General features: G+C 66.3%; 26 protein-coding genes. 17 read left to right on the plus strand and 9 right to left on the minus strand.

The window, feature by feature from the left end:
• The first annotated feature begins 149 nt into the window (after nucleotides 1-149).
• On the plus strand, nucleotides 150-1,130 hold the full coding sequence (locus HWX08_RS19625) for a helix-turn-helix domain-containing protein (protein WP_174920087.1): 981 nt from the start codon (nucleotides 150-152) through the stop codon (nucleotides 1,128-1,130).
• A 145-nt stretch (nucleotides 1,131-1,275) separates the two neighbouring features.
• Entirely contained in the window at nucleotides 1,276-2,841 is a 1,566-nt protein-coding gene (locus tag HWX08_RS19630) for a GMC family oxidoreductase (protein ID WP_174920085.1), read from the plus strand.
• Nucleotides 2,842-2,915: 74 nt separating this feature from the next.
• On the opposite strand, the gene HWX08_RS19635 is transcribed toward HWX08_RS19630, so the two are convergent.
• Nucleotides 2,916-3,893, minus strand: coding sequence for a helix-turn-helix domain-containing protein (locus HWX08_RS19635; RefSeq protein ID WP_069258871.1), 978 nt, complete (start codon nucleotides 3,891-3,893; stop codon nucleotides 2,916-2,918).
• A 178-nt stretch (nucleotides 3,894-4,071) separates the two neighbouring features.
• Here HWX08_RS19635 and HWX08_RS19640 point away from each other — a divergent pair, with 178 nt between their 5' ends.
• The 5 genes from HWX08_RS19640 (at nucleotide 4,072) to HWX08_RS19660 (ending at nucleotide 8,978) form a co-directional block, all read left to right on the plus strand.
• Complete coding sequence (locus HWX08_RS19640) at nucleotides 4,072-4,605, plus strand: 2,4'-dihydroxyacetophenone dioxygenase family protein (protein ID WP_107310631.1); 534 nt, start codon at nucleotides 4,072-4,074, stop codon at nucleotides 4,603-4,605.
• An 18-nt stretch (nucleotides 4,606-4,623) separates the two neighbouring features.
• Nucleotides 4,624-5,925, plus strand: coding sequence for an MFS transporter (locus HWX08_RS19645; RefSeq protein ID WP_174920082.1), 1,302 nt, complete (start codon nucleotides 4,624-4,626; stop codon nucleotides 5,923-5,925).
• 1 nt (nucleotide 5,926) lies between these two features.
• A complete protein-coding gene (locus HWX08_RS19650; protein ID WP_174920081.1) occupies nucleotides 5,927-7,048 on the plus strand; it encodes a 2,3-butanediol dehydrogenase in 1,122 nt (373 codons plus the stop codon).
• Entirely contained in the window at nucleotides 7,026-7,748 is a 723-nt protein-coding gene (locus tag HWX08_RS19655) for an SDR family NAD(P)-dependent oxidoreductase (protein ID WP_107310628.1), read from the plus strand. Before HWX08_RS19650 ends, HWX08_RS19655 begins: the two co-directional genes overlap by 23 nt.
• A 138-nt stretch (nucleotides 7,749-7,886) precedes the next feature.
• Nucleotides 7,887-8,978: a porin gene (locus HWX08_RS19660; protein ID WP_174920079.1), complete on the plus strand. Its 1,092-nt coding sequence runs from the start codon at nucleotides 7,887-7,889 to the stop codon at nucleotides 8,976-8,978.
• Here HWX08_RS19660 and HWX08_RS19665 read toward each other — a convergent pair.
• Nucleotides 8,962-9,273: a helix-turn-helix transcriptional regulator gene (locus HWX08_RS19665; RefSeq protein ID WP_174920078.1), complete on the minus strand. Its 312-nt coding sequence runs from the start codon at nucleotides 9,271-9,273 to the stop codon at nucleotides 8,962-8,964. The two genes, HWX08_RS19660 and HWX08_RS19665, sit on opposite strands and share 17 nt — an antisense overlap.
• Nucleotides 9,274-9,425: 152 nt before the next feature.
• On the minus strand, nucleotides 9,426-10,916 hold the full coding sequence (locus HWX08_RS19670) for a fatty acid desaturase family protein (RefSeq protein WP_226243308.1): 1,491 nt from the start codon (nucleotides 10,914-10,916) through the stop codon (nucleotides 9,426-9,428).
• A 67-nt stretch (nucleotides 10,917-10,983) separates the two neighbouring features.
• Here HWX08_RS19670 and HWX08_RS19675 point away from each other — a divergent pair, with 67 nt between their 5' ends.
• Nucleotides 10,984-11,673 (plus strand): hypothetical protein, encoded by a 690-nt coding sequence (locus HWX08_RS19675; protein ID WP_226243309.1) that lies wholly within the window; start codon nucleotides 10,984-10,986, stop codon nucleotides 11,671-11,673.
• Between the two features lie 4 nt (nucleotides 11,674-11,677).
• Entirely contained in the window at nucleotides 11,678-12,784 is a 1,107-nt protein-coding gene (locus HWX08_RS19680) for a hypothetical protein (RefSeq protein WP_174920076.1), read from the plus strand.
• On the opposite strand, the gene HWX08_RS19685 is transcribed toward HWX08_RS19680, so the two are convergent.
• Both HWX08_RS19685 and HWX08_RS19690 read right to left on the minus strand, forming a co-directional pair.
• Nucleotides 12,772-13,692, minus strand: coding sequence for a hypothetical protein (locus HWX08_RS19685; RefSeq protein ID WP_174920074.1), 921 nt, complete (start codon nucleotides 13,690-13,692; stop codon nucleotides 12,772-12,774). The genes HWX08_RS19680 and HWX08_RS19685 overlap by 13 nt on opposite strands.
• Nucleotides 13,689-14,573, minus strand: a complete 885-nt coding sequence (locus tag HWX08_RS19690; protein WP_244122725.1) for a metal-dependent hydrolase — start codon at nucleotides 14,571-14,573, stop codon at nucleotides 13,689-13,691. The genes HWX08_RS19685 and HWX08_RS19690 overlap by 4 nt, the downstream gene beginning before the upstream one ends.
• Before the next feature lie 113 nt (nucleotides 14,574-14,686).
• Here HWX08_RS19690 and HWX08_RS19695 point away from each other — a divergent pair, with 113 nt between their 5' ends.
• From HWX08_RS19695 to HWX08_RS19705, 3 genes are read left to right on the plus strand one after another with little or no spacing between them, the layout of a single operon-like run.
• Nucleotides 14,687-15,622 (plus strand): fatty acid desaturase family protein, encoded by a 936-nt coding sequence (locus HWX08_RS19695; protein ID WP_174920072.1) that lies wholly within the window; start codon nucleotides 14,687-14,689, stop codon nucleotides 15,620-15,622.
• Between the two features lie 13 nt (nucleotides 15,623-15,635).
• On the plus strand, nucleotides 15,636-17,216 hold the full coding sequence (locus HWX08_RS19700; protein ID WP_174920070.1) for a GH3 family acyl-acid amido synthetase: 1,581 nt from the start codon (nucleotides 15,636-15,638) through the stop codon (nucleotides 17,214-17,216).
• Entirely contained in the window at nucleotides 17,210-18,331 is a 1,122-nt protein-coding gene (locus HWX08_RS19705; RefSeq protein ID WP_174920068.1) for an aromatic ring-hydroxylating oxygenase subunit alpha, read from the plus strand. The genes HWX08_RS19700 and HWX08_RS19705 overlap by 7 nt, the downstream gene beginning before the upstream one ends.
• Before the next feature lie 71 nt (nucleotides 18,332-18,402).
• On the opposite strand, the gene HWX08_RS34415 is transcribed toward HWX08_RS19705, so the two are convergent.
• From HWX08_RS34415 to HWX08_RS19715, 3 genes are read right to left on the minus strand one after another with little or no spacing between them, the layout of a single operon-like run.
• Entirely contained in the window at nucleotides 18,403-18,507 is a 105-nt protein-coding gene (locus HWX08_RS34415) for a PAAR domain-containing protein (protein ID WP_244122726.1), read from the minus strand.
• Between the two features lie 14 nt (nucleotides 18,508-18,521).
• Entirely contained in the window at nucleotides 18,522-18,671 is a 150-nt protein-coding gene (locus tag HWX08_RS34715) for a PAAR domain-containing protein (RefSeq protein ID WP_341773839.1), read from the minus strand.
• Between the two features lie 19 nt (nucleotides 18,672-18,690).
• Nucleotides 18,691-19,041, minus strand: a complete 351-nt coding sequence (locus tag HWX08_RS19715; RefSeq protein ID WP_226243317.1) for a DUF2875 family protein — start codon at nucleotides 19,039-19,041, stop codon at nucleotides 18,691-18,693.
• Between the two features lie 80 nt (nucleotides 19,042-19,121).
• Here HWX08_RS19715 and HWX08_RS19720 point away from each other — a divergent pair, with 80 nt between their 5' ends.
• The 3 genes from HWX08_RS19720 (at nucleotide 19,122) to HWX08_RS19730 (ending at nucleotide 21,087) form a co-directional block, all read left to right on the plus strand.
• On the plus strand, nucleotides 19,122-19,832 hold the full coding sequence (locus HWX08_RS19720; RefSeq protein WP_174920067.1) for a PadR family transcriptional regulator: 711 nt from the start codon (nucleotides 19,122-19,124) through the stop codon (nucleotides 19,830-19,832).
• Nucleotides 19,833-19,870: 38 nt separating this feature from the next.
• Nucleotides 19,871-20,692 (plus strand): siderophore-interacting protein, encoded by an 822-nt coding sequence (locus HWX08_RS19725; RefSeq protein WP_174920065.1) that lies wholly within the window; start codon nucleotides 19,871-19,873, stop codon nucleotides 20,690-20,692.
• Nucleotides 20,693-20,859: 167 nt separating this feature from the next.
• On the plus strand, nucleotides 20,860-21,087 hold the full coding sequence (locus tag HWX08_RS19730; RefSeq protein WP_174920063.1) for a hypothetical protein: 228 nt from the start codon (nucleotides 20,860-20,862) through the stop codon (nucleotides 21,085-21,087).
• A gap of 29 nt (nucleotides 21,088-21,116) precedes the next feature.
• On the opposite strand, the gene HWX08_RS19735 is transcribed toward HWX08_RS19730, so the two are convergent.
• Complete coding sequence (locus tag HWX08_RS19735) at nucleotides 21,117-21,698, minus strand: undecaprenyl-diphosphatase (protein ID WP_069258845.1); 582 nt, start codon at nucleotides 21,696-21,698, stop codon at nucleotides 21,117-21,119.
• Between the two features lie 453 nt (nucleotides 21,699-22,151).
• On the opposite strand from HWX08_RS19735, the gene HWX08_RS19740 reads away from it, so the two are divergent.
• Nucleotides 22,152-22,892 carry an acetoacetate decarboxylase gene (locus HWX08_RS19740; protein ID WP_069258844.1) on the plus strand — a complete coding sequence of 247 codons (741 nt, stop codon included), beginning with the start codon at nucleotides 22,152-22,154 and terminating at the stop codon, nucleotides 22,890-22,892.
• A gap of 54 nt (nucleotides 22,893-22,946) precedes the next feature.
• On the plus strand, nucleotides 22,947-23,081 hold a 135-nt coding region (locus HWX08_RS19745; protein ID WP_134319863.1), incomplete at its 3' end, for an SDR family NAD(P)-dependent oxidoreductase.

Genomic DNA, 23,081 nt, shown 5'->3' on the forward strand with positions numbered 1-23,081 from the left:
CCGTTGACCCGGCCGGACATCGATCGCGCGTCCGCCCGCAGCGCCCCGCTGCACGCGCGTCACACGCCCGTCCCGGGTCTTTCACGGATTGACCGCGCCGTTCGGAGTGCCCGAGACTGCGCCGCTCAGGCGGTCATTGGGAGAACGTCATGCCGGACACCAGCACGGAGAGCGTCACGGTGTCGACGCGCGCCGTACGCGGCGCCGAGCGCGTCGACTTCTGGGTCGACCACGTCGCGCGCACGCTCGTGCGGATCGAATGCAGCGGGAAGTCGTCCGAAGGCATCGACGCGTCGATGCGCAGGCGCGATCTCGGGCTGTTCGGCGCGTGCGACATCGTCGCGAACCGGCACGCGGTCGTGCGCACGCCGCACACCATCCATGTGGACCCGCGCGACGCCGTGTTCATCTGCCTGATGCATGCGGGGCACGGCTATACGTTCCAGGACGTCGACTGCATGCAGCACGGCCCCGGCGACCTCGTCATGTACGACACGTCGATGCCGTACGGCCACGGCTTTCCCGCCGACATGGCGATGACCGTGCTCGACGTGCCGCGCGACGTGTTCGAAGCGCGCGTCGGCCCGTGGCGCTACCGCAGCCTCGTCAAGATCGACCGCGACGACGGTATCGCGTCGTCGGCCATGCGACAGGTCTATGCGCTGCTCGCCGCGCCGACGGAACCGACGCCCGATGCGCGCGAGGGGCGCGCCGCCGCGATCCTCGATCTCGTGCGCTCGACGCTGCGGCTACGCGACGGCGACGCGTCGCCGACCAAGTCGACCGTGCATACGCTGTCGCGCGCGAAGGCGTTCATCGACAGCCATCTCGCCGACGACGACCTCGACAGCCGGTCGGTCAGCCGCGCCATCAACCTGTCGCCGCGCCAGCTCGCGCGCGTATTCGAGATCGAAGGGATGCCGCTCACGCGCTACATCCTCGCGCGGCGGCTCGAACGCTGCCGCGCCGACCTGCGCGACCGGTCGCTCAGGCACCTGACGGTCAGCGAGATCGCGTTCCGCTGGGGCTTCAACAACAGCGCCCATTTCAGCCGCAGCTATCGCGCTCGCTTCGGCGAGACGCCGAGCGAGACGCGCGCGCCCGCGCCGGCGCCGGCTGACGCGCGATAGTCCGCCCGTCGTCACGTTTGAGCGTGTCCGTGCGAGGCAAGCACGGCGTCCGTCCCGGTCAAATCGGCCCGCAACCCGCTCGCTAAGCTGGCTTCCTGCGCGGCGGCATTCGTTTCGCCGCCCGACTGCAAGGAGAAGAAGCGGGATGGAGACGTACGACCATATCGTCGTCGGCGGCGGTTCGGCCGGCTGCACGGTCGCGCACCGGCTGGTGAAGGCCGGCAGGCGTGTGCTGCTGCTCGAAGACGGCCCGAAGGACGACAGCCTGTTCATCCGGATTCCGGCGACGTTCATCCGCGTGCTCGGCACGCGGCGCACGGTCACGTTCGAAAGCGAGCCGCAGCCCGGGGCGGCGGGACGCAAGACCTACGTGCCGCAGGGCCGCACGCTCGGCGGCGGCAGTTCGGTCAACGCGATGCTGTACGTGCGCGGCACGCGCGACGACTACGACGACTGGGCCGCGCTAGGTTGCACCGGCTGGGGCTGGGACGACGTGCTGCCCGTGTTCAAGCGCGCCGAATCGCATCTGCGGCTCGCCGAGCCGTTTCACGGCACCGACGGGCCGCTGAAGGTGGGCGACACGCGCTTCCGGCATCCGCTGAGCCTCGCGTTCGTGAAGGCCGCGCAGGAAGCCGGCATCGCGTACAACGACGATTTCAACGGCGCCGCGCAGCACGGCGTCGGTTTCTATCACACGACGATCTTCGACGGACAACGCGGCAGCACCGCGGCCACCTATCTCGCCGACGCGATCGGCCACCCGAACCTGCGCGTGCTGACCGGCTGCCGCGTCACGCGCATCCGGTTCGACGGCCGCCGCGCGACCGGTGTCGAATGGCGCACGGAAAGCGGCGCGACGGGTTCGGCCGCCGCGCGCGCCGACGTCGTGCTCGCGGCCGGTGCGCTGAGCACGCCGAAGCTGCTGATGCTGTCGGGTATCGGGCCCGGCGCGCACCTGCACGCGCACGGCATCGACGTGCTGCACGACAGCCGCGACGTCGGTGCGAACTATCAGGACCACCTCGAAGTGTCGATCTACGGCCGCAGTCACGCGCCGGTCAGCCTGCTGGGCGAGGATCGCGGGCTGAAGGCGCTGCGCCACGGGCTGCAGTGGATGCTGTGCCGCACGGGCCTGCTGACGTCGAACGTCGTCGAATCCGGCGCATTCGTCGATACGACCGGCAGCGGCCGCCCGGACATCCAGTTCCACGTGCTGCCGACGCTCGTCGGCGACGTCGATCGCGCACCGCTGCCCGGCCACGGCCTGTCGATCAACCCGTGCCTGCTCAGGCCGCGCTCGCGCGGTGCCGTGCGACTGCGCGGCAACGATCCGGCCGCGCCGATCCTGTTCGACAGCGGCGCGCTGTCCGATCCGGCCGACGTCGACGGGCTCGTGCGCGGCGTCGCGCTTGCACGGCAGATCCTCCGCGCGCCGTCGCTCGCGCGCATCGTTCGCGAAGCCGAGACGCTGACCGATACGGCCCTCGCCGACTACGTGCGGCACCGCGCGAAAACCGTCTATCACCCGGCCGGCACCTGCCGGATGGGCAACGACGCGCACGCGGTCGTGACGCCGCGCCTCGCGGTGCGCGGGGTCAACGGGTTGCGGATCTGCGATGCGTCGGTGATGCCGCGCATCGTGTCCGGCAACACGAACGCGCCGACGATCATGATCGCCGAGCGCTGCGCCGAGTTCATGCTGGCGGCGTGACGCGGCCCCGCGCCGAAAGCGAAAGCGGCGCGTGATTCACGCGCCGCCGCAGCCGCATCCGACCCGCGTTCGGTTCAACCGCTCGCGCGCGCCGCGTCGCGCAGCGCCATCGGCGACGCGCCGTAGCGCTCGCGGATCGCACGGCTGAAGTGCGCCTGGCTCGAAAAGCCCCAGCGAAATGCGATTTCGCCGACGCTCGTCTTGCGCAGCCGCGCATCGGTCAGTTCGCGATGCGCATGCGACAGCCGTTCCGACCAGATGTGCTGCGTGATCGATTCGCCTTCGGCCGCGAAGAGCCGGCCCAGATGCCGCAGCGACAGCCCGACCGCGTCGGCGACCGCCTGCGGCCCGAGTTCCGGATCGCCGAGATGCGTCGCGATGTATTGCTTCGCGGTCAGCAGGTACGACAGCGACGCACGCGATGCGCCCGCGCCGTTCACCTCCGCATCGATCAGCTCGGCGATCAGCGTGCGCGTGTGTTCGGCGAAGCGCGCGGCGTCGCGCTCGAGCGGCTCCTTCATGAACCGCTCGACGCTCGCGCGCAACGTCGTGCCGAGCATCGCGCCCGCGCCGGGCTTCGGCGCGATCCGCAGCGGCAGCGCGGCCAGTTCCGCATCGAGCCGGTCGTCGAAGGTCGTGACCGGAATATCGATCAGCAACTGCCGCATCGGTGTCAGGAATCCGAACAGATAGGGCACGCGCGTGTCGTAGACGACCACATCGCCCGCTTCCGCGAGCAGGCAGCGCTCGCGCTGGATGAAATACGCGCGCCCGCTCAGGATCTGGCACGCGAACAGCGATTCCTTCGGCAACTGGCGCACCAGCGCGGGGCTGCGCTCGATCACGTGATCCTGCCCGCTGATGTCGGCGACGCCGAGGCCCGGCAGCGCGATGTCGGTTTTCTCGACCTCGAGCCCGGCCGGCGAAAGCGACGAGCAACGCAACCCGACCAGCGTCGCCGCGTTGAACGCGTCCCAGTACGCCATCCTGTCGCGCGCCGGCACGTCGGCCGTCGAGCCTCGCGTGCGTGAAAGAACGGTCGAATTCGTCACGTCGCCTCCTGCGGGCGCCTGTCGTGCGGAGCGGCGCGGATTGGGGGATGGTTCGTCTGGATTCCGGTGCGATGCAATGTCCGGCGCGGGCAAGCAATTCGTCCCGCCCAGTCAAGAGCGGCGCGCACCGGCTGGCTAAAGTCGAGCCCACGACAACCGATACACAAGGAGACACGCCGTGGTCGACAAAGCCGTATCCGAATTCTGGCAAAACATTCCGCCGATTGCCAATCCGTTCAAGCCCGATGCGCTGCCCGAAGCGTACATCGCGAACGCGGCCACCGACGACGAACGCTATTACGTTCCGTTTACCGAAACGGTTTCGTCGCGGCCGCTGTGGATCTCGCCGTCGCAGAACAAATGGTGCGACATCCTGATGGCCAAGGAAGCCGGGCTCGTGAACCGGCACTATCACCCGCACGAGGTGTTCGCTTACACGCTGTCAGGGAAATGGGGCTATCTGGAGCACGAATGGACTGCGACGCGCGGCGATTTCGTGTACGAGACACCGGGCGAGGGCCACACGCTCGTCGCGTTCGACCACCCCGAACCGATGCGCGCGTTCTTCATCGTCAAGGGGCCGCTGATCTGGCTCGACGAAGCAGGCAATCCCGACGGCTACTTCGACGTGCATTCGTACATCGCGATGTGCAAGGCGCATTACGAGAAGGTCGGCCTCGGCGCGCACGCGATCGAGAAGCTGTTCCGCTGACGCGCGACGAGGCCCGCCATGACATCCGCTTCTTCGTCCCGATCCGCCTGGACGTACGAGAACAGGCTGCTGCTGATCCTGTTCATGACGTTCGGCTTCGTGTTCTTCGACCGCCTCGCGCTGTCGTTCCTGTTCCCGTTCATGTCGGCCGAGCTGCACCTGACGAATGCGCAGCTCGGCATGGTGTCGTCCGCGCTCGCGCTCACGTGGGCGCTGTCGGGCGCCGCCACCGGCGCGTGGTCCGACGCGCGCGGCACGCGCAAGCCGCTGCTGGTCGCGGCCGTGCTCGGTTTTTCCGTGTGCTCGGCGTTGTCCGGGCTCGTCGGCGGCTTCGCGAGCCTGATCGCGTTTCGCGCGCTGATGGGCATCGCCGAAGGCCCCGTGCTGCCGCTGTCGCAGTCGCTGATGGTCGAGAGTTCGACCCCCAGCCGCCGCGGGCTGAACATGGGCCTGCTGCAAGGCTCCGCCGCCGGCCTGCTCGGCGCAATGATCGGGCCGCCGGTGGTCATCGGCATCGCGACCGTGTACGGCTGGCGCGAAGCGTTCTACGTGTCGTGCATTCCGGGCTTCCTGATCGCGTTCTGCATCTGGCGCTGGGTGCGCGAAGTGCCGCCCGGCGGCGTGCGGCACGCACAGGCCGATACCGCCGGCGCGGCGGCCGCGAGCGGCGCCGCGGTCAGCCGCTGGGCACTGCTGAAGGAACGCAACATCCTGCTCTGCGTGCTGATCAGCTGCTTCTTTCTCACGTGGTTCGTCGTGATCATCTCGTTCGCGCCGGTATTCCTCGTGGAGAGCCGCCACCTGTCGCCGTCCGACATGGGCGTCGTGATGACCTGTCTCGGCGCCGCGTGGGTGTTCTGGGGCTTCGCGGTGCCGGCGATCTCCGACCGGATCGGCCGCAAGCCGACGATGATCGTGTTCGCGTTGATCGCGGCCGCATGCCCGATGGTGATGATCCACGTCGGCTCGGTCTGGGCGCTCGGCGCGCTCGTGTTCGTCACCTACACGGGCCTCGGCTGCTTCACGCTGTTCATGGCGACGATCCCGGCCGAGACGGTGCCGCCGCGCGCAATCGCGAGCGCGCTCGGGCTGATCATGGGCGCGGGCGAGCTGATCGGCGGCTTCGTCGCGCCGACCGTCGCTGGCTTCGCGGCGGACAGGTACGGCCTGCAGTTCGCGATGTGGACGTCGACCACCGGCGCGATCCTCGCGTGCGTGCTGTCGTTCGGCCTCGTCGAAACCGCGCCCGCCGTGTTGCGCAAGCGCGCGCCCGCAGGCGCCGCCGGCCGCCTCGACACGCCAAACCTCGGAGGACGCTGACATGCGCGCACTTCAATGGCATGGCCCGCGCGACGTCCGTCTCGTGGAAATCGACACGCCGCGCGTCGGCGCCGGCGACGTGCGCATCGCGGTCGCATATTGCGGGATCTGCGGCAGCGACCTGCACGAATATGCGGACGGCCCGCATGCGATCCCGGTCGACGCACCGCATCCGCTGTCGCGCCGCACCGCGCCGCTGACGCTCGGCCACGAGTTCTGCGGCACCGTCGTCGAAGTCGGCGAAGACGTGACGTCACTGCGCGCGGGCGACCGTGTCGCCGTCGAACCCGAATACCGCTGCAGCCAGTGCGCGTACTGCCGGTCGGGGTCGTACAACCTGTGCGTGTCGATGGGCTTCGCCGGACTGATGGGCGACGGCGGGATGGCCGACTTCGCGGTCGTGCCGGCCTACATGCTGCATCGTCTGCCGGACGACGTGAGTCTCGAACAGGCCGCGGTGATGGAGCCGGCCGCCGTCGCGCTGCACGCGCTGCGCCGCGGCCAACTGCGGCTCGGCGAAACCTGTGCGGTATTCGGCCTCGGGCCGATCGGCCTGCTGCTGATCACGCTCGCGAAGCTGCAGGGCGCAACCACGATCGTGGCCGTCGACGTATCGCCCGAACGGCTCGCGGCAGCCACGCGCTTTGGCGCGACGCATGCGTTCGATGCGCGGGCGTACGACGCACCGGCGCTGCAGGACGCGATCCGCGCGGCCACCGGCGGGCTCGGCGTCGACGCGAGTTTCGAAGCGGCCGGGCTGCAGGCCACGTTCGAATCGGCGATGCGGGCGTTGCGCAAGGGCGGCCGCGTCGTGATGGTCGGCCTGATGCCGCATGCGGGCTTCGACGCGTTCCGCGCGGTCAACGACGAGCTGACCTTCACGGCAAGCGTCGGCTACCGGCATGCGTACGAAGACCTGCTGCGTATCGTCGCATCGGGCGCGCTCGACCTCACGTCGATCGTCACGCGCACCGTGTCGCTCGAAGACGCCATCACCGACGGCTTCGACGCACTGCTCGCCGATCGCACGCAGATCAAGATCCTCGTTTCACCCGCGCAGCGGCCGGCCCGTCGCGCACACCTCACCGGGAGCATCGAGCATGAGTCGTCAGTGGACGTTTGAGGGCCGGTCCGTCGTTGTGACGGGCGGCACGTCGGGCATCGGTGCCCGCACGGCGCTGCGGTTCGCGCAAGCGGGCGCGTCGGTCGTCGCGCTCGGGCTCGATGCGGCCGGCCCGCATGCGCCCGTGCATGCGGGCATCCGGTGTGTGGAACTCGACGTGACCGACAGCGATGCGCTGACGCGCACGATCGCGGCGCTGCCGCGGCTCGACGTGCTCGTCAACGGCGTCGGCATCAGCCGGCACGCGGACGAATACCGGATGGACCAGTTCGAGCTCGTGCTGAACGTGAACCTGACGTCGGTGATGCGCGCATCGGACGCCGCCCGGCCAGCGCTGTCCGCGCACGGCGGCAGCATCGTCAACGTCGCGTCGATGTACACGTACTTCGGCAGCAAGGACCGCCCCGCGTACAGCGCGAGCAAAGGCGGCATCGCGCAGCTCACGCGCTCGCTCGCGCAGGCGTGGGCCGATCGCGGCATCCGCGTGAACGCGGTCGCGCCCGGCTGGATCGATACACCGCTCAGCCGCGGCCTGATGGCCGACACGCACGCGTCGCGGCGCATCCTCGAGCGCACGCCGCTCGGGCGCTGGGGAACGGCCGACGAAGTCGCGGACGTGATCCTGTTCCTGTGCTCGCCCGGTGCGTCGTTCGTGACCGGTGCGGTCGTGCCGGTCGACGGCGGGTATTCGACGGTCTAGTGCAGTGCGCGCGGGCCGCGGCTTTCTTCGGCCGCGGTCGAATCGGCACCTCGGCCGATTCAGGTTTGCTCATACTAATCAGTAGTCCAATCAAAAAATATCCGACCCGATCTGAAACATGTGAGGAGCACATTGGAGATGACGAAAAAGACCCTTCTGGCGCTCGCGGCATGTGCCATTCCCGCCGCGTCGTTCGCACAGAGCAGCGTGACGATGTTCGGGCTGATGGACGCCGGCATCAGCTATGTCAGCAATCAAGGCGGCCACGGCGCCGCGAAATTCGACGACAACATCTTCTTTCCGAACTTGCTCGGTTTCGAAGGCAAGGAGGATCTCGGCGCGGGCACGCGTGCGATCTTCCGGCTCGTCAACCAGTATTCGCTCGGCAACGGGTCGATCATCGGCGGCGGGCTGTTTGCCCGCACCGCCTATGTCGGGTTGCAGAACGATCGCTACGGCACGCTGACACTAGGCAATCAGTACGAGTTCATGGTCGATTCGCTGGCCGCGAGCGGCAACGAGATCGCGCAGGATCTCGTCGGCCTGTACGGCTTTCGCAACGGGCCGTTCGACAAGCTCGCGCTGCCGAACAACCCGACCGGCGCCTTCGACTGGGACCGCGTCGCGGGCAGCAATCGCGTCGCGAATTCGGTCAAGTACACGAGCCCGTCGCTGGCGGGCCTCACGTTCGGCGCGCTGTACGGCTTCGGCAACGTCGCGGGGTCGGTCGGCGCGAACAACACGGTCAGCGTCGGCGCAAGCTACGACAACGGCCCGTTCGGCGCGGGCGCCGCCTATACGAACCAGAAATACAGCGCGGCCGGCGGGCGGCCGCCCACCAGCGTGCGCAACTGGGGCGCGGGCATGCACTACACGGTCGGCACGGTCACCGCAAAGGCGCTCTTCACGACCGTGCGCAACGCGCAGAACGGCGCGGGCGCATGGTCGGCGGAAGCAGGTGCCGCGTGGCGCCCGTCGCCCGCGTGGGTGGTCGGCGCGAGCTACACGTACATGAAAGGCAACGACACGCTCGACGATGCGCACGCACACCAGTTCCTGGCTGCCGTCCAGTACTGGCTGTCGAAACGCACGATGGTGTACGTCGCGGGCGTTCATCAGCGAGCCGGTCATGGCAGCAGCGCGCAGATCAACGGCGTGATGGATGCCGACGGCGCATCGAGCGGCGCGCAGCAGTCGATCGCGCGGATCGGGTTCAGTACGCGGTTCTGACTTGGGCATGTTCTGTCTGCGGTCGGGTAGCCGGGGCGGACGGCGAAGGGGCGGTGCCGGTTCGGCGCCGCCGCCGCGCTCCTGCCCGGCAGTGGCTATCGAAACGCATCGCTTTCCGCATGTTCCGCATCGCCGCATCGAGACGGCGTGACGGCGTGACACCGAAACGCCGGCGAAACAGCCGCGCGAAATACGCGACATCGGCATTGGAGAAGCCCGACTGCAGCCCGAAACGCGTGATGCTCGCCCCGTCGGCGCCGCTCTGCGACAGCACGTCGTCGCGCCACGCCAGCACGCGAGCTTCGCGGGGCGCGACGTAACCCGTCGACTGACGCGATCCGCGTACAAGGGCTGCGCGGCAAGCGTCAGACGGATCGCAACGGATCGCGCCGATCTTTCGCTCCAGGACCGATGAGAAACTTCATCGCGTCGTGGAAGAGATTATTTCTATCTTTGACCACCACGGCGCGAAGCACCCGACCAGAGCAATGCAAGCAATTGCCGCGAACACATAACCGGCTCGTCGGACGCACGCAATCCAGGCAAGCGATGCCATGCCACACCGGGTTCGCGATGATGCTGCTGGTGATAGTTGATGTTGTACGGCCAGATAAAGAAGCGGCCCACCAACCCGACGCGCCACGAATAAGTCCAGTCATTCCAGCCAGCCGTGACACCCGGCCCGCCACTGTGCTCCGCAATACTCCGGATCTTCTGCACCAGCGCCCCGATCGTCACGAGAGGAACGAACCAGAGCGTCGCAAGCGTCAGCAGTTCGCGTACTGTGCATGCATGCACGAGCGGCACGAGCAGGATGCCCCATGTCGCTATCGCCGCAAGCAGCGGCCGTGACATGGACGCGCCACGCCCGTTCGCACGCCGGTATGCGCGCATGTTTTTCACCATGTTGACCAGGAACAAATCACCGAGCAGTTGCCGGACGAGCGGGAGTGTGTCGAGCGGCGCGAATTTCCATGGCTGCGCGTGATACAGATAATTCCGCTCAGGATCTTCCGAAGTCCCGACGTGTCGATGGTGCGCGAGATGCAGCGGGCGATAAAATTCGATGGGCACGAGTCCCGGTACGCCGATTGCCAGGTTGATCAGAAAGTCGTTCGCGAAACGGCGGCGGGTCAAATGATAGTGCGTCGCGTCGTGATACAGAATGAACAACGCGTGTTGCCGGGTCGCGACAACCACGGCCGCGACGAGATAGCCTCCCCAATGCCCCACTGATAACGCAACTCGCAGCGTCACGACGATACATAGCCATTCCAGCAGCAATGCGGCGGCCGTACGCAGGTCAACGTCGAGACGAATGAGCACGGTCGTCGCACCGCCCACGCCAATACCGAGTGCGAGCCCCGCGAGCATGTCCGCGAGCAGATGCTGTCCGGTCGTCAAGACCGTGAGCGCCAGCATTGCGCTCCACGCAGCGTAATAGCGCGCCGCACGGACACGTAGCGCAGCCAACACCACCGTTACAGCCACAGGCAGCGCCACATGCCCGCATGGACTGGCGGCGAGCGGCGTGTCGATCCGATACAGCCACGCGATCCATCCTGTCGCAGCCGGCGAGCGGCTCACCGCAGTCGGCCACAACAGATGACTGACGATACACAAGCCTGCGGCAAGCGCACCCGCAAAAAACGCGGGCAGCAGCCAATTTCGGCCTCGGCCGAACCAGACGATCGACGGCATCACGAGCGCGTAACTCAAATAAAGCGGCACGCTGGCGGACACGCGCGGAATGAGCGCATCGTATGGCCCCGGACGCAACAGCGCCACGGGTGCCATCGGCGCGTGTGTGACCCAGAAGTACAGTGCACCCGACACGACGACATAGATTGCGAGCCAGCGCCACGCGTCGAACGCTGACGGTATAGGGGGGAGGGAAGCAGGAGGTATGGCGCGCATGTGGAAAAAGGAGCGGCTCAATCGCGTATCATGATAAATCGTTTCAGCCCGCATGAATCACGACGCTATGCCGCTTCGAGCCAGTTCCATGACACGTGCGCAGCTGCGCGACGTCGACATTGCACATATGTACGCGCTCTACTCGACCTGTTACCGGGATACGGAACAGGCGCGCTTCGAACACGATCTCGACGACAAGACACATTGCGTCATCATGCGCGATGACACCGGCAAACTGCGCGGCTTCTCCACGCTGAAACTCTATGAGCAGCCGTGGCGCGACACCACACTGCGCATCCTGTTTTCCGGCGATACGATCGTGGACCCGGCCTGCTGGGGCAGCCAGCAACTCGCGTTTTGCTGGATTCGACTCGCCGGTGAGCTCAAGCGCAACGCACCCGACGCGGCACTATACTGGTTTCTGATCTGCAAAGGGCATCGTACGTACCGCTACTTGCGCGCGTTCGCGCATGACTTCGCCCCGCGATTCGACCGACCGACTGAACCCGCGACTCAGGCGCTGCTCGATCATCTGGCAGTGGAGCGCTTCGGGCACGCATACGACGCCGCGTCCGGCGTGCTCGATTTTCCGGTACCGCAAGGCCGCCTCGCCCCAGCTCTCGCCGAAGTGCCGGACGTGCATCGACGGCTGCCGGATGTCGCTTATTTTCTGGAGCGCAATCCGGAATACGCGTGCGGCAACGAGCTCGTCTGCCTTTGTGAACTGACGCCGGAAAACCTGCGCCCGATGGCAAGACGAATCTTCACCGGTGAATGAGCCCATGACGCGGATCCGGCTGGCCACAGCGGCGGACAACGAACGGCTCCTCGCGTTTCAAACGCGTCACGCGATGCTCGGCGGGATGCCGCTTCGCTTCGATCGCTCACCGGATTACTTCGCACTGCATCGGTGTCATTCGGATGACCATCGAACCTGGCTCGCGGAGGACAGCGCCGGGCGCGTCAAGGGAATAGCCAGCATGGTCGTTCGCGACGGCTACCTCGCCGGCGAGAAGCAGCGCATCGCTTACCTCGGCGACTTGCGCATCGCACCCGATCGCGAACTGGCGCACACGTGGGTCGACTATGTCGTCGATCGCCTCGCCGATCTCGCCCGCCACGAAGACGTACAGCATACGTACTGCTGCGTCATTCGCGACAACCGGATCGCAACGCAATCGCTCTTCAGGACAGGCAAGCGGACCCGGCTCGGATTTCGACACTGGCGCGGCTACAGTAACGTCTCGATCTATGCGCGGCGTATCGCTGCGCGGCGCGCCGGTTCCGTCAGGGTCACGAACGCGTCGGCCGCCGATGCCGACGCGCTCCGCGCATTCCTGTACCAGGAGTCGCGTTCCCAGCCCTTCGGTTGCGTGTTTACGGCGGACGAATTCGCGCGCCGCCTGAACACCTGGCCCGACTTCGGAATCGAGCGCTTTCTGATCGCGCGTAACGCACAGCGGCGTATCGTGGGCTGCGTTGCTCCGTGGGATGCAGCACGTATCAAGCGCATCGTCCTGGAACGTCTGCCGCGCTCGCTCGGTGCGCTGCGTCACGGCTTCAACGCCATCGCGCCGTTGCTCGGACGCCCTCCCATCGCAGCGCCCGGCCAGCCGCTTCAGGATATCTACCTGACTCATCTGCATGTGAGCGGACGTGACCCCGACATCGCACAGGCACTGCTCGATGCGGTCTGGCACCGAGAGCGGAGCCGCTATGCGTTGCTGCAGCTTTGCCTGTACGATCACGATCCGCTATGGCCCGCCTTGCACGGCTATCGGCACACCGCACTGCCGATGGATCTATACACGCTATCCACGCCCGGCGCGAGCGCACTCGATCCGGGCGGCACCGAAGCGATCCCGGGATTCGAGATCTATCTCGTCTGACCGCTCGCGACCGCTGCCGCTCGCGTGTCGTTCAGAAGCGCAACGAGTGCAAGCCAGAAACGCCCCGCGTCGAAGCCGGCGCCGCCGAGTACGGGCTGGCCATGGTCGAGATGCGGCACGCACACTTGGGGCATGCCGCGAATCGTCTGGTGGTCGAGGTAGAACTGTCCGTCATGCGCACAACCGGGACGGTAGCGGTCGAGGCGGGAGTGATGTGCGTCGAACCGGGACGTGCGTTCTATCGACCAGCTCACGACATGCACACAGTGCAGGCCACCGGGCACCGCAGACAGCAAATTCGCGATGCCCGCGTCGCGCTCGCTGCCGATATCTCGCGAGCCTGCATGCAGCCAGCGTGTGCGTAGCAATCTCCCGGCGGCTCGACCCAGCCATGCGGGATCGATGCGCGCCCCCCGTTGCCCGAGCAGGCCATCGACGATCGCACTCGGGCCGACGGGCGGCTGAACGAGCGCGATACCGTCGCAGCGGGCACGAAGCCCCGAATCCGCATGCAGCGCCGCCAATGCATCGAGCCCGCCCTTGCTGTGGGCCAGGACGATGAAGCGGCGATCAGTGGGCAGGCGCGCATACAGGTTGCGCACGATATGTGCGCCCTGCTCGGCAACCGAGCGCGACGAGCGGACCGGCACACGCAGGATTGGATACCGCGCGGCGCGCAACGCCCGCGCGGCGTGCCGGAAGCACGCTGGTATCCACTCGGAATAGAGTCCCGCAATCAGCACGATGACAGTGTCCGAAGATGCGTGGGCGCCATGCGCGTGCCAACATTCGATGAAACGTCCGGTCCAGTCGAGTGCTGCGGGTGCCGGTTCGAACGGCGTCGATGGGTAGTGTTGCCGCCACTCGTCGAAGCCGGATGGCGACCATACCGGACGCCCGACGTTCATGCAGGCTCCGTTGTCACGCCGTCGGCCGCGAGCGCCGCGCGGGCAGCAGCCAGCGTGGCCGGATTCCCGATTCGGGCAGGATGAAAACGCGGCGAGAACCATGCCAGCCACGCGGGCAGCACGCGGGTAACGATGCCCGGCGCGCCGAACAGCCACCAGCCAAGCTGTGCCCAGCTTCGCCAATTGCCGGCGTCGCGGTCGGCACGCGCGAGACGGACGATGAAATAACCCAGATCGACGATGAAACATGCGGTGACGCCGAGCATCGCCGCCGTGCGCATCACATAGCGCTTGATCGCGCCGCCGCCGCAAGCGCGAAATACGTCGAACGCGACGGCCTTGTGTTCGGTTTCCTCTATCGCATGCCACCGCCAGATCGCGGCCATCGACGGGTCGACGCCGTCGAGAATGGCCGGATCGCGCAACAGCAGATCGGCCAGAATGGCCGTGTAGTGCTCAAGACATGCTGTGAAGGTCAATTGAAGCAGCGGCGACGCGACCCGTCGGCATTGTTGCTGCCGTTTCCGCATGAGTGCCTCGAGTGCGTCGACCGGCATGCCCTGGCGAGCCAGGCGCCGGTTATACGCGCGGTGCTCGCGGATGTGAGCGGCTTCCTGGTACAGGAAAGCATCCACTTGCGCGGCGAGCGTGCCGTCGGCCGGCAGTGCGTCGCGGTACTGCCTCACGCTATCGACAAAGAACTTCTCGCCAAGCGGAAACATGATCGAGAACGCGTCGAAGAAGCGCGTCACCCGGCGGTTTTGACGATACCAATAGCGCGGAATGCGGTCGGCAAAACTAAAACGCGGATTGCGCCGACGGATGTCTGCCGCGTCGTTGCAGCGTTCATGCATTGAATCGTCGGTTCGTTTGGCGTCCATGGTCGTGGCCGATCGCGGCGTAATGCGCAGGGTCAGCGCAGGCGGGCGTATTGTTCGACGATGGCGATCGAAGGTATGCTCTGCGTCGCCGCCACCATTCCTGTCCGAATTGTATGTTCGTTGCCAATGCAAGCGCCATAGATAATCGTTCGCGACGGTTCGATCGGCTCAATCTCTGCGTGCTCGCGCTACAGAGCGTTGCATGGGTCGGTATCCTGACGTGGCTGTCGCACGGTACGAGCCCCTTGCGCTGGGTGTCGCTCGTCCCGTTCTGCCTGATCATGCAAGGTGTGTTTTCGATGATGCACGAAACATTCCATGGTTTCGGGCATCGGCGCGGGACAGTCAACGACGTGATGATGTGGTGGGCATCGACTATGTTCGGCGCCGCGGCAACGCTAATCCACGTGAATCATCTCGGTCACCACGTGCGGAATCGAACGCCTGCGGAGCGGGTGGACTTCGTCGAACCGGACGCTTCGCTGTGGCGCAAGCGAATCGAATACTACGCGGCGATCGTCGGCGGCATCTGGTTCGCGAGTTTCGCGGGCAGCTTCATCCTGGCCGTGCTTCCGAGTCGCATCCCGTCTGGTTGGGCGAAGTACGGACACGACAACACGTATGCGGCGGCGTTCAGAGACTTCGGTCCGACCGAATTTCGGCGAATTCGATACGAAACCCTCGCAGGCGTGGCCGCGTGGATTGCATTGGGTGCATTGCTGGACTGGCGCGTGCTCGACGTCGCGCTTGCCTACCTCGCATTCGCGTTCTCATGGTCGTCGCTCCAATGGGTGTATCACATGCACACGCCGCTCGACGTCGTCGAGGGCACATACAACATGCGAGCCCCCACCCTGATCCGGTGGGCGTTCCTCAACTTCAACTACAACCTGACGCATCACCGGCATCCGAGCCTGCGCTGGCAGGAGCTTCATGCGTGCTCCGACGCGGCGCAGACGCGACCGCTGTGGTACGGTTGGCTGCATGTGTTCGAGGCGCCCCGGCGTTTGCCCAGCGATCCGACACAGCTCGAAAAGACCTATTTCTGACGAGAGGACGCACGTGCGTGCACAGGATGCGTGGGCCGCGTTTACCGCTGCCGCAGAACCCTTCCGTCGCGCGTGGCTCACCGCGCTCGATGCGCCGGGCGACGCGCAGGCGGCCTATCTGTCACGCCTGCTCGCCGCGAATCGGAACACGACGTTCGGCATTGCCAACGGGTTTGCCGATATCGCAGGGCCAGCACAATTTCGCGAGCGCGTGCCGGTGGCCCCCTACGCCGGCATGTCTCCATGGATCGATCGTGCACTCCGGGAGTCCGCTCCGATCCTGACCGCGCAAGCGCCACGTTTCTTCGAGCGCACGAGCGGCGGCAGCGAGCAGCAAAAGCTCATTCCCTATACGCCGGCCTTTCTCGAAGAATTGCAGTTCGCGCTGATCGTCTGGCTCTCCGATCTGCATCGCGCCGTGCCCGGTGTCGCGGCCGGGCGCGCGTACTGGTCGATGTCACCTCCGCTGCAAGCGCGCGAACGCGCGCCCAACGGCATCATGATCGGATCGGACAGCGATCTCGATTACCTGGCCGGCAGCCCGCTCGTCGATCTGCTGCCGACGCTCGTCGCACCGTCGCTGTCGGGTGATGGTCGCGCGTGGCGCAACGAAACGTTGCGCGCGCTGATTGCCGCCGAGGATCTGGCCTTCATCAGCGTATGGAGCCCGACCTTCCTGACCAGCCTGCTTCGTCCGCTGTTCGACGACGCCGATCCGCAACGCCACGATACGCTTGCCTGCCTGTTCGATTCGCTGCCGTCGAACCGGACGGCAGCGCTGCGGCGCGCACTCGACGATGGCCACTGCGGCCGGCTGTGGCCGCAACTCGCCGCAGTGAGTTGCTGGATGGACGGTCCGAGCAAACACTACGCCGCACATGCCCGCACCTTGTTTCCGCAGGCCGCGTGGCTGCCGAAAGGCCTGTTTTCCACCGAGGCGGTGGTCAGCCTGCCGTTTGGCGACACGGCCGGCTGTCCCCTCGCCGTCTGCAGCCACTTCCTGGAGTTCCTGCTCGACGACGGAACCGCGATAGGCGTGGAAGAACTGAAGCCGGGCGATACGGTCGAGGTCGTCGTGACGACCGGAGGCGGCCTGTACCGCTATCGGCTCGGCGATCGGGTCCGTGTGACCGGATTTGCGGGACGAACGCCATGCGTGGCCTTCGTCGGGCGGGCGGGCACGCAAAGCGATCTGGTCGGTGAAAAGCTGGACGAAGCCTATCTGGCCGCATCGCTTTCCGACGTGCTGCAACCGGGCGATGAAGGTTGCGTGATTCCGTGCGCGGACGCGGATCCGCCCCATTACCTGCTATTGCTTGCAAGCGGTACGCAGGACGTCGCCGCGCTGAGCGATGCGCTGGAACGGGCGCTCGCCCGCGCCTTTCACTACCGGCACGCACGCGCGGTGGGCCAGCTTGGCCCGTTGCGCGCGGTTCGCATACCGGGGGGCGCCGCCCAGCTGGCCGATCTCGTCCAGCGAGCCCACGAGCGTGCAGGCATCCGGGCCGGCGATGTCAAACCCCGCGCACTGGTGGCCAAGCCCGCCGTTGCGGATGCACTTCGCGCATTCATCGAGGACGCGTGCTCATGTTGAATATACCGATCGCATCAACGTGCTCCCCGTGCGGCGAATCCGCGCCGGACGCCGATGGCGAAGCCTTCGGCGCGCTCGTCGAGCAATGGTACGTCGCGGGCACCGAAGCCGAGGTCAAGCGGGACAAACCGTTCGGCACGCGCGTACTCGGCCTCGGCATCGTGCTATTCCGGGCGGCCGACGGCGAGATCGTCGCGCTCGTCGATCAATGCGTGCATCGCGGCACCCGGTTATCGGCCGGAAAGGTCGTCGACGGCTGCCTCGTCTGTCCGTATCACGGCTGGCATTACGACCGGCACGGCGGCGTCACCCGAATTCCCAGCATCGACGGCGCAAGCGGCGAACCGACCGGTACGACCTACCCCTATCGTCAGCGCAGGTTGCCGGTGCTGACCCGGCACGGCCTCGTCTGGGTCTATCGCGGGCGAGGCGACCCGGCGCTGAAGCGGCCGTTCGACATGCCGCACCACGGCGAACGGCCATGGCAGTCGTACTACATGGTCAATACGTTCGATGGCGATCTCGGTGCGCTGGTCGAGAACTTCATGGACGTCCCGCATACGGTGTTCGTGCACGACCGGATCTTTCGGTCATCCACTGGGCGGCGACTACGTGCGACCGTCGAACTGAAGCAGCAGAGCGTCGAGGTCACGTATCACGATGACGGCGACAAGATCGGCATGCTGGACTGGCTGACCAATCCGTCCAGGGAACCGCTTCGGCATACCGATCATTTTTATGCACCGAACGTCACGCGGTGCGACTATCACTGGGGTAGCCGCTCGAGTTTTCTGATCATCAGCCAGATCACGCCGCTCGACACGCGTCGATCGCGTGTCTATACGTACATCGCCTATCGCTTTGCGTTGCCGGCCGCGGTGCTGCGCGCGCTGAAACCGCTGCTGCACCTCTACACGCACTCCGTGATCCAGCAGGACGTTCGAATCATGCGTGCGCACCGCGAGGGACTCGACAACGCCGCAGGCTTCACGCCGTCGAGCGTGCGCGCCGATGTGGTCCACGTTGCTATCGGCCGGCTGTTGGCCGCGACGCAGCGTGGCGAGCCGTTGCCCGACGCACAATGCGGCACGAAGCCGATGGAATTCGTGATCTGAGCGTCACCGGTGCGATCGGGCGAGGCCCGCCCGGCTCGAGCGGCGCCCCGCCCACGTGCCCCGTATTTCCGTTAGCCGCCCGTCTGGTCCTGGCTCGATATCAGGCGTGCTCCGCATGCCAGCAAGTCGCCGTCGCATGCGGCGACTTGCCCGTCGAACCGGGCGTGGCCCGACACCGTCGCAATGAAGGTCAGGCCGTGAATCTCGCAGATCGCGGGATCGTGCAGGCGTGCAGGCGTGCAATCGCGCGCCCGTTGATTCGCGAGTTCGGCGCCCCGGACACCACGCGTCCGCCGTGGCTGTGTACATCGCCTTCGATGATGTATCGCTTTTGGCCCATGACGTGTCGAACCTGTCCGTCAGAAATCCCAGCTGAACGTCTGCGGGTGTGCCTGCCGCGACGCAGCGTCCGGCGGCGTCAGCATGACGATCGTGGCATGCAGCGGATCCCGCAGGTTGATCAGTGCGCTCGTCTTTCCGTCGCCATAACCCATCATCAGCGCCAGCGCGGTCTGGACCCAGATCGAGCTCGTTCCGGTGTCGCCGCCGATGCGGCGTTGCATGTCGAATGCGTCTTTCGGATCGTCAATATCGACATGCTGCGGGTTGTCGTGCAGCGACTGCACCAGCAACGCGAGATTGGCGGGCGAGGCGCCGCGTGGCGCATTCCTCGACTGAATCGATCCTGGATTCGATGGCCACCACCCCATCCACCCCCAATAATTTCCCTTGACGCCCTATCTTTCGATATATATCTTTAGATATGTTTTACGACATATAGGACTCGATCATGCGACACAACCACTTCCGCGGCCATGCCCGATGCGACGGTCATGGTACGCATGCCCACCCCGAAGGATTCGCCAGTCTCTGGTACGCGATCGGCCGCCACCGTCGCGGCCACGATCCATTCGGCGGCGGCTCGTTCGGGGGCCGTGGCGGGCGCGGCGGCTTCGGTGATTTCGGTGACGACGGCATGCCGCGCGGCCGCCAGTTCAGCTCCGACGATCTGCAACTGATGTTGCTCGCGCTCGTCGCCGAGCAGCCGAGCCACGGCTACGAACTGATCAAGGGGCTCGACACGCGTTCGAACGGTTTCTACAGCCCGAGCCCCGGCATGGTGTATCCGGCGCTCACGTACCTCGAAGAAGTCGGCTTCGTCGCGTCGCAGGCAGAGGGCAACCGCAAACGCTATGCCCTGACCGACGCGGGCCGCGCGCATCTCGACGCGCAGCGCGAACGCGTCGACACGCTGTTCGCGCGCCTCACGTACCTCGCCCGCAGAATGGAGTTCATGCGCCGCGCGTTCGCCGGGGAATCGACGGGCAACGAAGCGCAGGACGATACGCAGGCGGGCTGGCTGCCGGAGTTCGTCGAGGCACGCGTCGCGCTCAAGCGCGCGCTGCTCCACAAGAGCGGCGCCGACGCCGAAGAACAGCGCCGCATCGCGGCCATCATGCGCCGCGCGACGGCCGAAATCGAAGGCGGCACCGGCGCGTAATCCGCGCCGCCCCGTCACCACTCAAGGAGTACGGATTGATGCAGAACACATCCGAGCGCACCGTGACCCGCGTGCGCCACACCCTCAAGTTCCGCTTGCTGCAGGTCCTGCGCGTGCACGCCGTGACGCCGCACCTGCTGCGCGTCACGCTCGGCGGCCCCGATCTCGCGGATTTCGAATCCGCGTCGTTCGACGATCACGTCAAGGTGTTTTTCCCGCCGCCCGGCGCCGAACGGCCCGCGATGCCGACGCTCGGCGCGAACGGTCCCGAGTTTCCGGAAGGCGAACCGAAGCCGGTCGCGCGAGACTTCACGCCGCGCCGCTTCGATCGCGCGGCCTGCGAACTCGATCTGGAATTCGTGCTGAACCATCCGGGCCCCGCGTCGCAATGGGCCGCACAGGCACGCGTCGGGCAATGGCTCGGCATCGGCGGCCCGCGCGGTTCGTTCGTCGTCCCGACCGGTTTCGACTGGCACCTGCTGATCGGCGACGATACGGCGCTGCCGGCGGTCGCGCGGCGTCTCGAGGAATTGCCGGCCGGCTCGCGCGCGGCCGTCGTGCTGGAAGTCGCCGATCGCACCGCGCAGATCGCGTTCAACACGCGCGCCGACGTGCATGAAATCTGGCGCTTTCGCGCCGAAGCCGACGCAGCGGACGGCGACGTGCTGTTGAACGCCGTGCGTGACCTGCCGCTGCCGCCGTCCGGCGAAGGCTACGTGTGGGCGGCGGGCGAAGCGCTGTCGATGCGCGCGGTACGCCAGCACCTGACCGGCGAGCGCGGTGTCGACAAGTCGCGCATCCGCGCGGCGGCCTACTGGAAGCGCGGCGCGGCGGCCGTGCACGAAACGCTGGAAGACTGACGGATGCGGGTACCCGGCAAAGGGGTACCCGGTTGACCGGCGGATGACACAATCGTGGCGTCGGCGCACCAGCGGGCTTGGCACCGCCATCGCGGCTGGTATATATCTGTGGGAGCGACGCCGCTGTCGGGCGACAGCCGCCGCAGCCCGCCCAGGAGCGCCCGGTCATGACAAAGGAAAGCCACGCTTCGCCGTTCCTTCGCAACCTGAAGATCGCCGGCTATTGCGGCCTTGCCGCGGTGGTACTCGCGCTGTTCGTCGCGATGTGCGCGATCCTGAAAGAAAGCGCCCTCGACCGCGATGCCGCGCGGCACCCGGCCGATACGCCCGAACTGCACGACGCGGGCGGCGGCCCGTCCGCCTCGGTCGAATCGTCGGCCAAGCCCCCCGGCTGACGGCGTCCCGCCCGGCTGTTTCCTTTCGCTTACGGCGCGTGCCGGCGCCCCATCACGACGGCATGCACCGAATCGCCGAGCCGTTCGAGCAGCGCGGTCGCGCGTTGCGCGTACAGGTGCGCGGCCAGCGCGCCCGCCGTGCCGACCAGCACGCCGCCGGCCATGTCGAACGGCCAGTGCACGCCCGCATAGACACGCCCCCACGCAATCGCCACGGCCAGCGCGGCCATCACGAACCCGGTGAGCCGGGTCGTACCGCCGAGCATCAGGCCGACCGCCATGCTCCACGCAAACGTCATGTGATCGCTCGGAAACGAGCTGTCCGGCGCGTGCGGAATCAGTTGCGTGCCGACGCCGGCCATGAACGGGCGCGGCGAGAACCAGAAATGTCCGATGACCTGCGCGAGCACCAGCGCGACGCAGACGCCGACGCCGGCTTCGATCGCCTGGCGCCGCGCTGGGCGCGCACCGAAGATCCAGGTCAGCAGCAGCATGGCGGGCAACACGTAGACGAGCCAGTCGGCGGCAAAGATCGCAAGGCGGGCAACGCCCGGCTGCGGCGCCACCCCGGCGTTCAGGGCGGAAAAGAGGGTGAGGTTGACGGTCTGCATGAATCGGTTGCGTGGGGCGTAGAAAAACGGCCGGTTGCCCGGCCCGATACGAACGATGCTAGGGCGCGCCCGCTTAAGCGATGCTTAATGCGGCAGCGGCGCGAAACGAAGGAAGCCGCGAAGCCGCCGCGGCGAACGCACTTAGAGTTCGCATTGCAACACTAGTTCACACAATTGTCATATTCCGGCGCGACCGTCTCCCGTAAAGGCTCACCTAGCCTCCCGTAAAACCTCACCTTTTTCACATCGTGGCGTCATCGAGCTATGCCAGCATCGGGACGCCGGATGCTACCCACGCCGTTTGCACCATTCATCTCAATATTTACCCTGCGAACCCCTCGAAATCGGCAACAATTAATTCCAAATGCGGCATCGCACAACGGCAGCGCACAGGCATAGGATTACGAGCTTACGAGCACTCATCCACGAAGCGATCAACAACAAGGAGTCCGCATGAAAACCAGCGATGTCCGATCGAAAGCGTTTGCGATGCCGTTGACCAGCCCTGCCTTCCCGATGGGCCCTTACCGTTTCGTCGACCGTGAGTTCCTGATCATCACGTATCGCACCGATCCGGACCGTCTCCGCGAAATCGTCCCCGAGCCGCTGCAGGTCACCGAGCCGCTCGTGCATTACGAATTCATCCGCATGGCCGATTCGACCGGTTTCGGCGACTACACCGAAAGCGGCCAGGTCATTCCCGTCGAATACAACGGCCAGCCGGGCGGCTACACGCTCGCGATGTATCTCGACGATCATCCGCCGATCGCCGGCGGCCGCGAGCTGTGGGGCTTCCCGAAGAAGCTCGCGTCGCCCACGCTGCACGTGAACACCGACCACCTCCTCGGCACGCTCGACTACGGCAAGGTGCGCGTCGCCACCGGCACGATGGGCTACAAGCACAAGGAACTCGACATCGACGAGCAGACGAAGCGTCTCGCCGGCCCCAATTTCCTGCTGAAGATCATTCCGCACGTCGACGGCACCGCGCGTGTCTGCGAACTGGTGCGCTACTACATGCAGGACATCAAGATGAAGGGCGCGTGGACGGGCCCCGCATCGCTCGAGCTGGCACCGCACGCACTCGCGCCCGTGGCCGATCTGCCCGTGCTCGAAATCGTCGAAGCCCGCCACCTGGTCGCGGATTTGACACTGGGCCTCGGCGAAGTCGTCTACGATTACCTGGCTCAGTAACACACGTCCGCAGTCCTTTCTCCCTGTCAATCCTTTCACCACGGGAATTCGAACATGAGCAACCTGAATGGCAAGACCGCAGTCGTCACGGGCGCCGCGAGCGGCATCGGCAAGGAAATCGCACTCGAGCTCGCGAAAGCGGGCGCGGCCGTCGCGATCGCCGACCTGAACCAGGACGGCGCCAATGCG

Source organism: Burkholderia metallica (genome assembly GCF_902832845.1).
Lineage (GTDB): Bacteria > Pseudomonadota > Gammaproteobacteria > Burkholderiales > Burkholderiaceae > Burkholderia > Burkholderia metallica.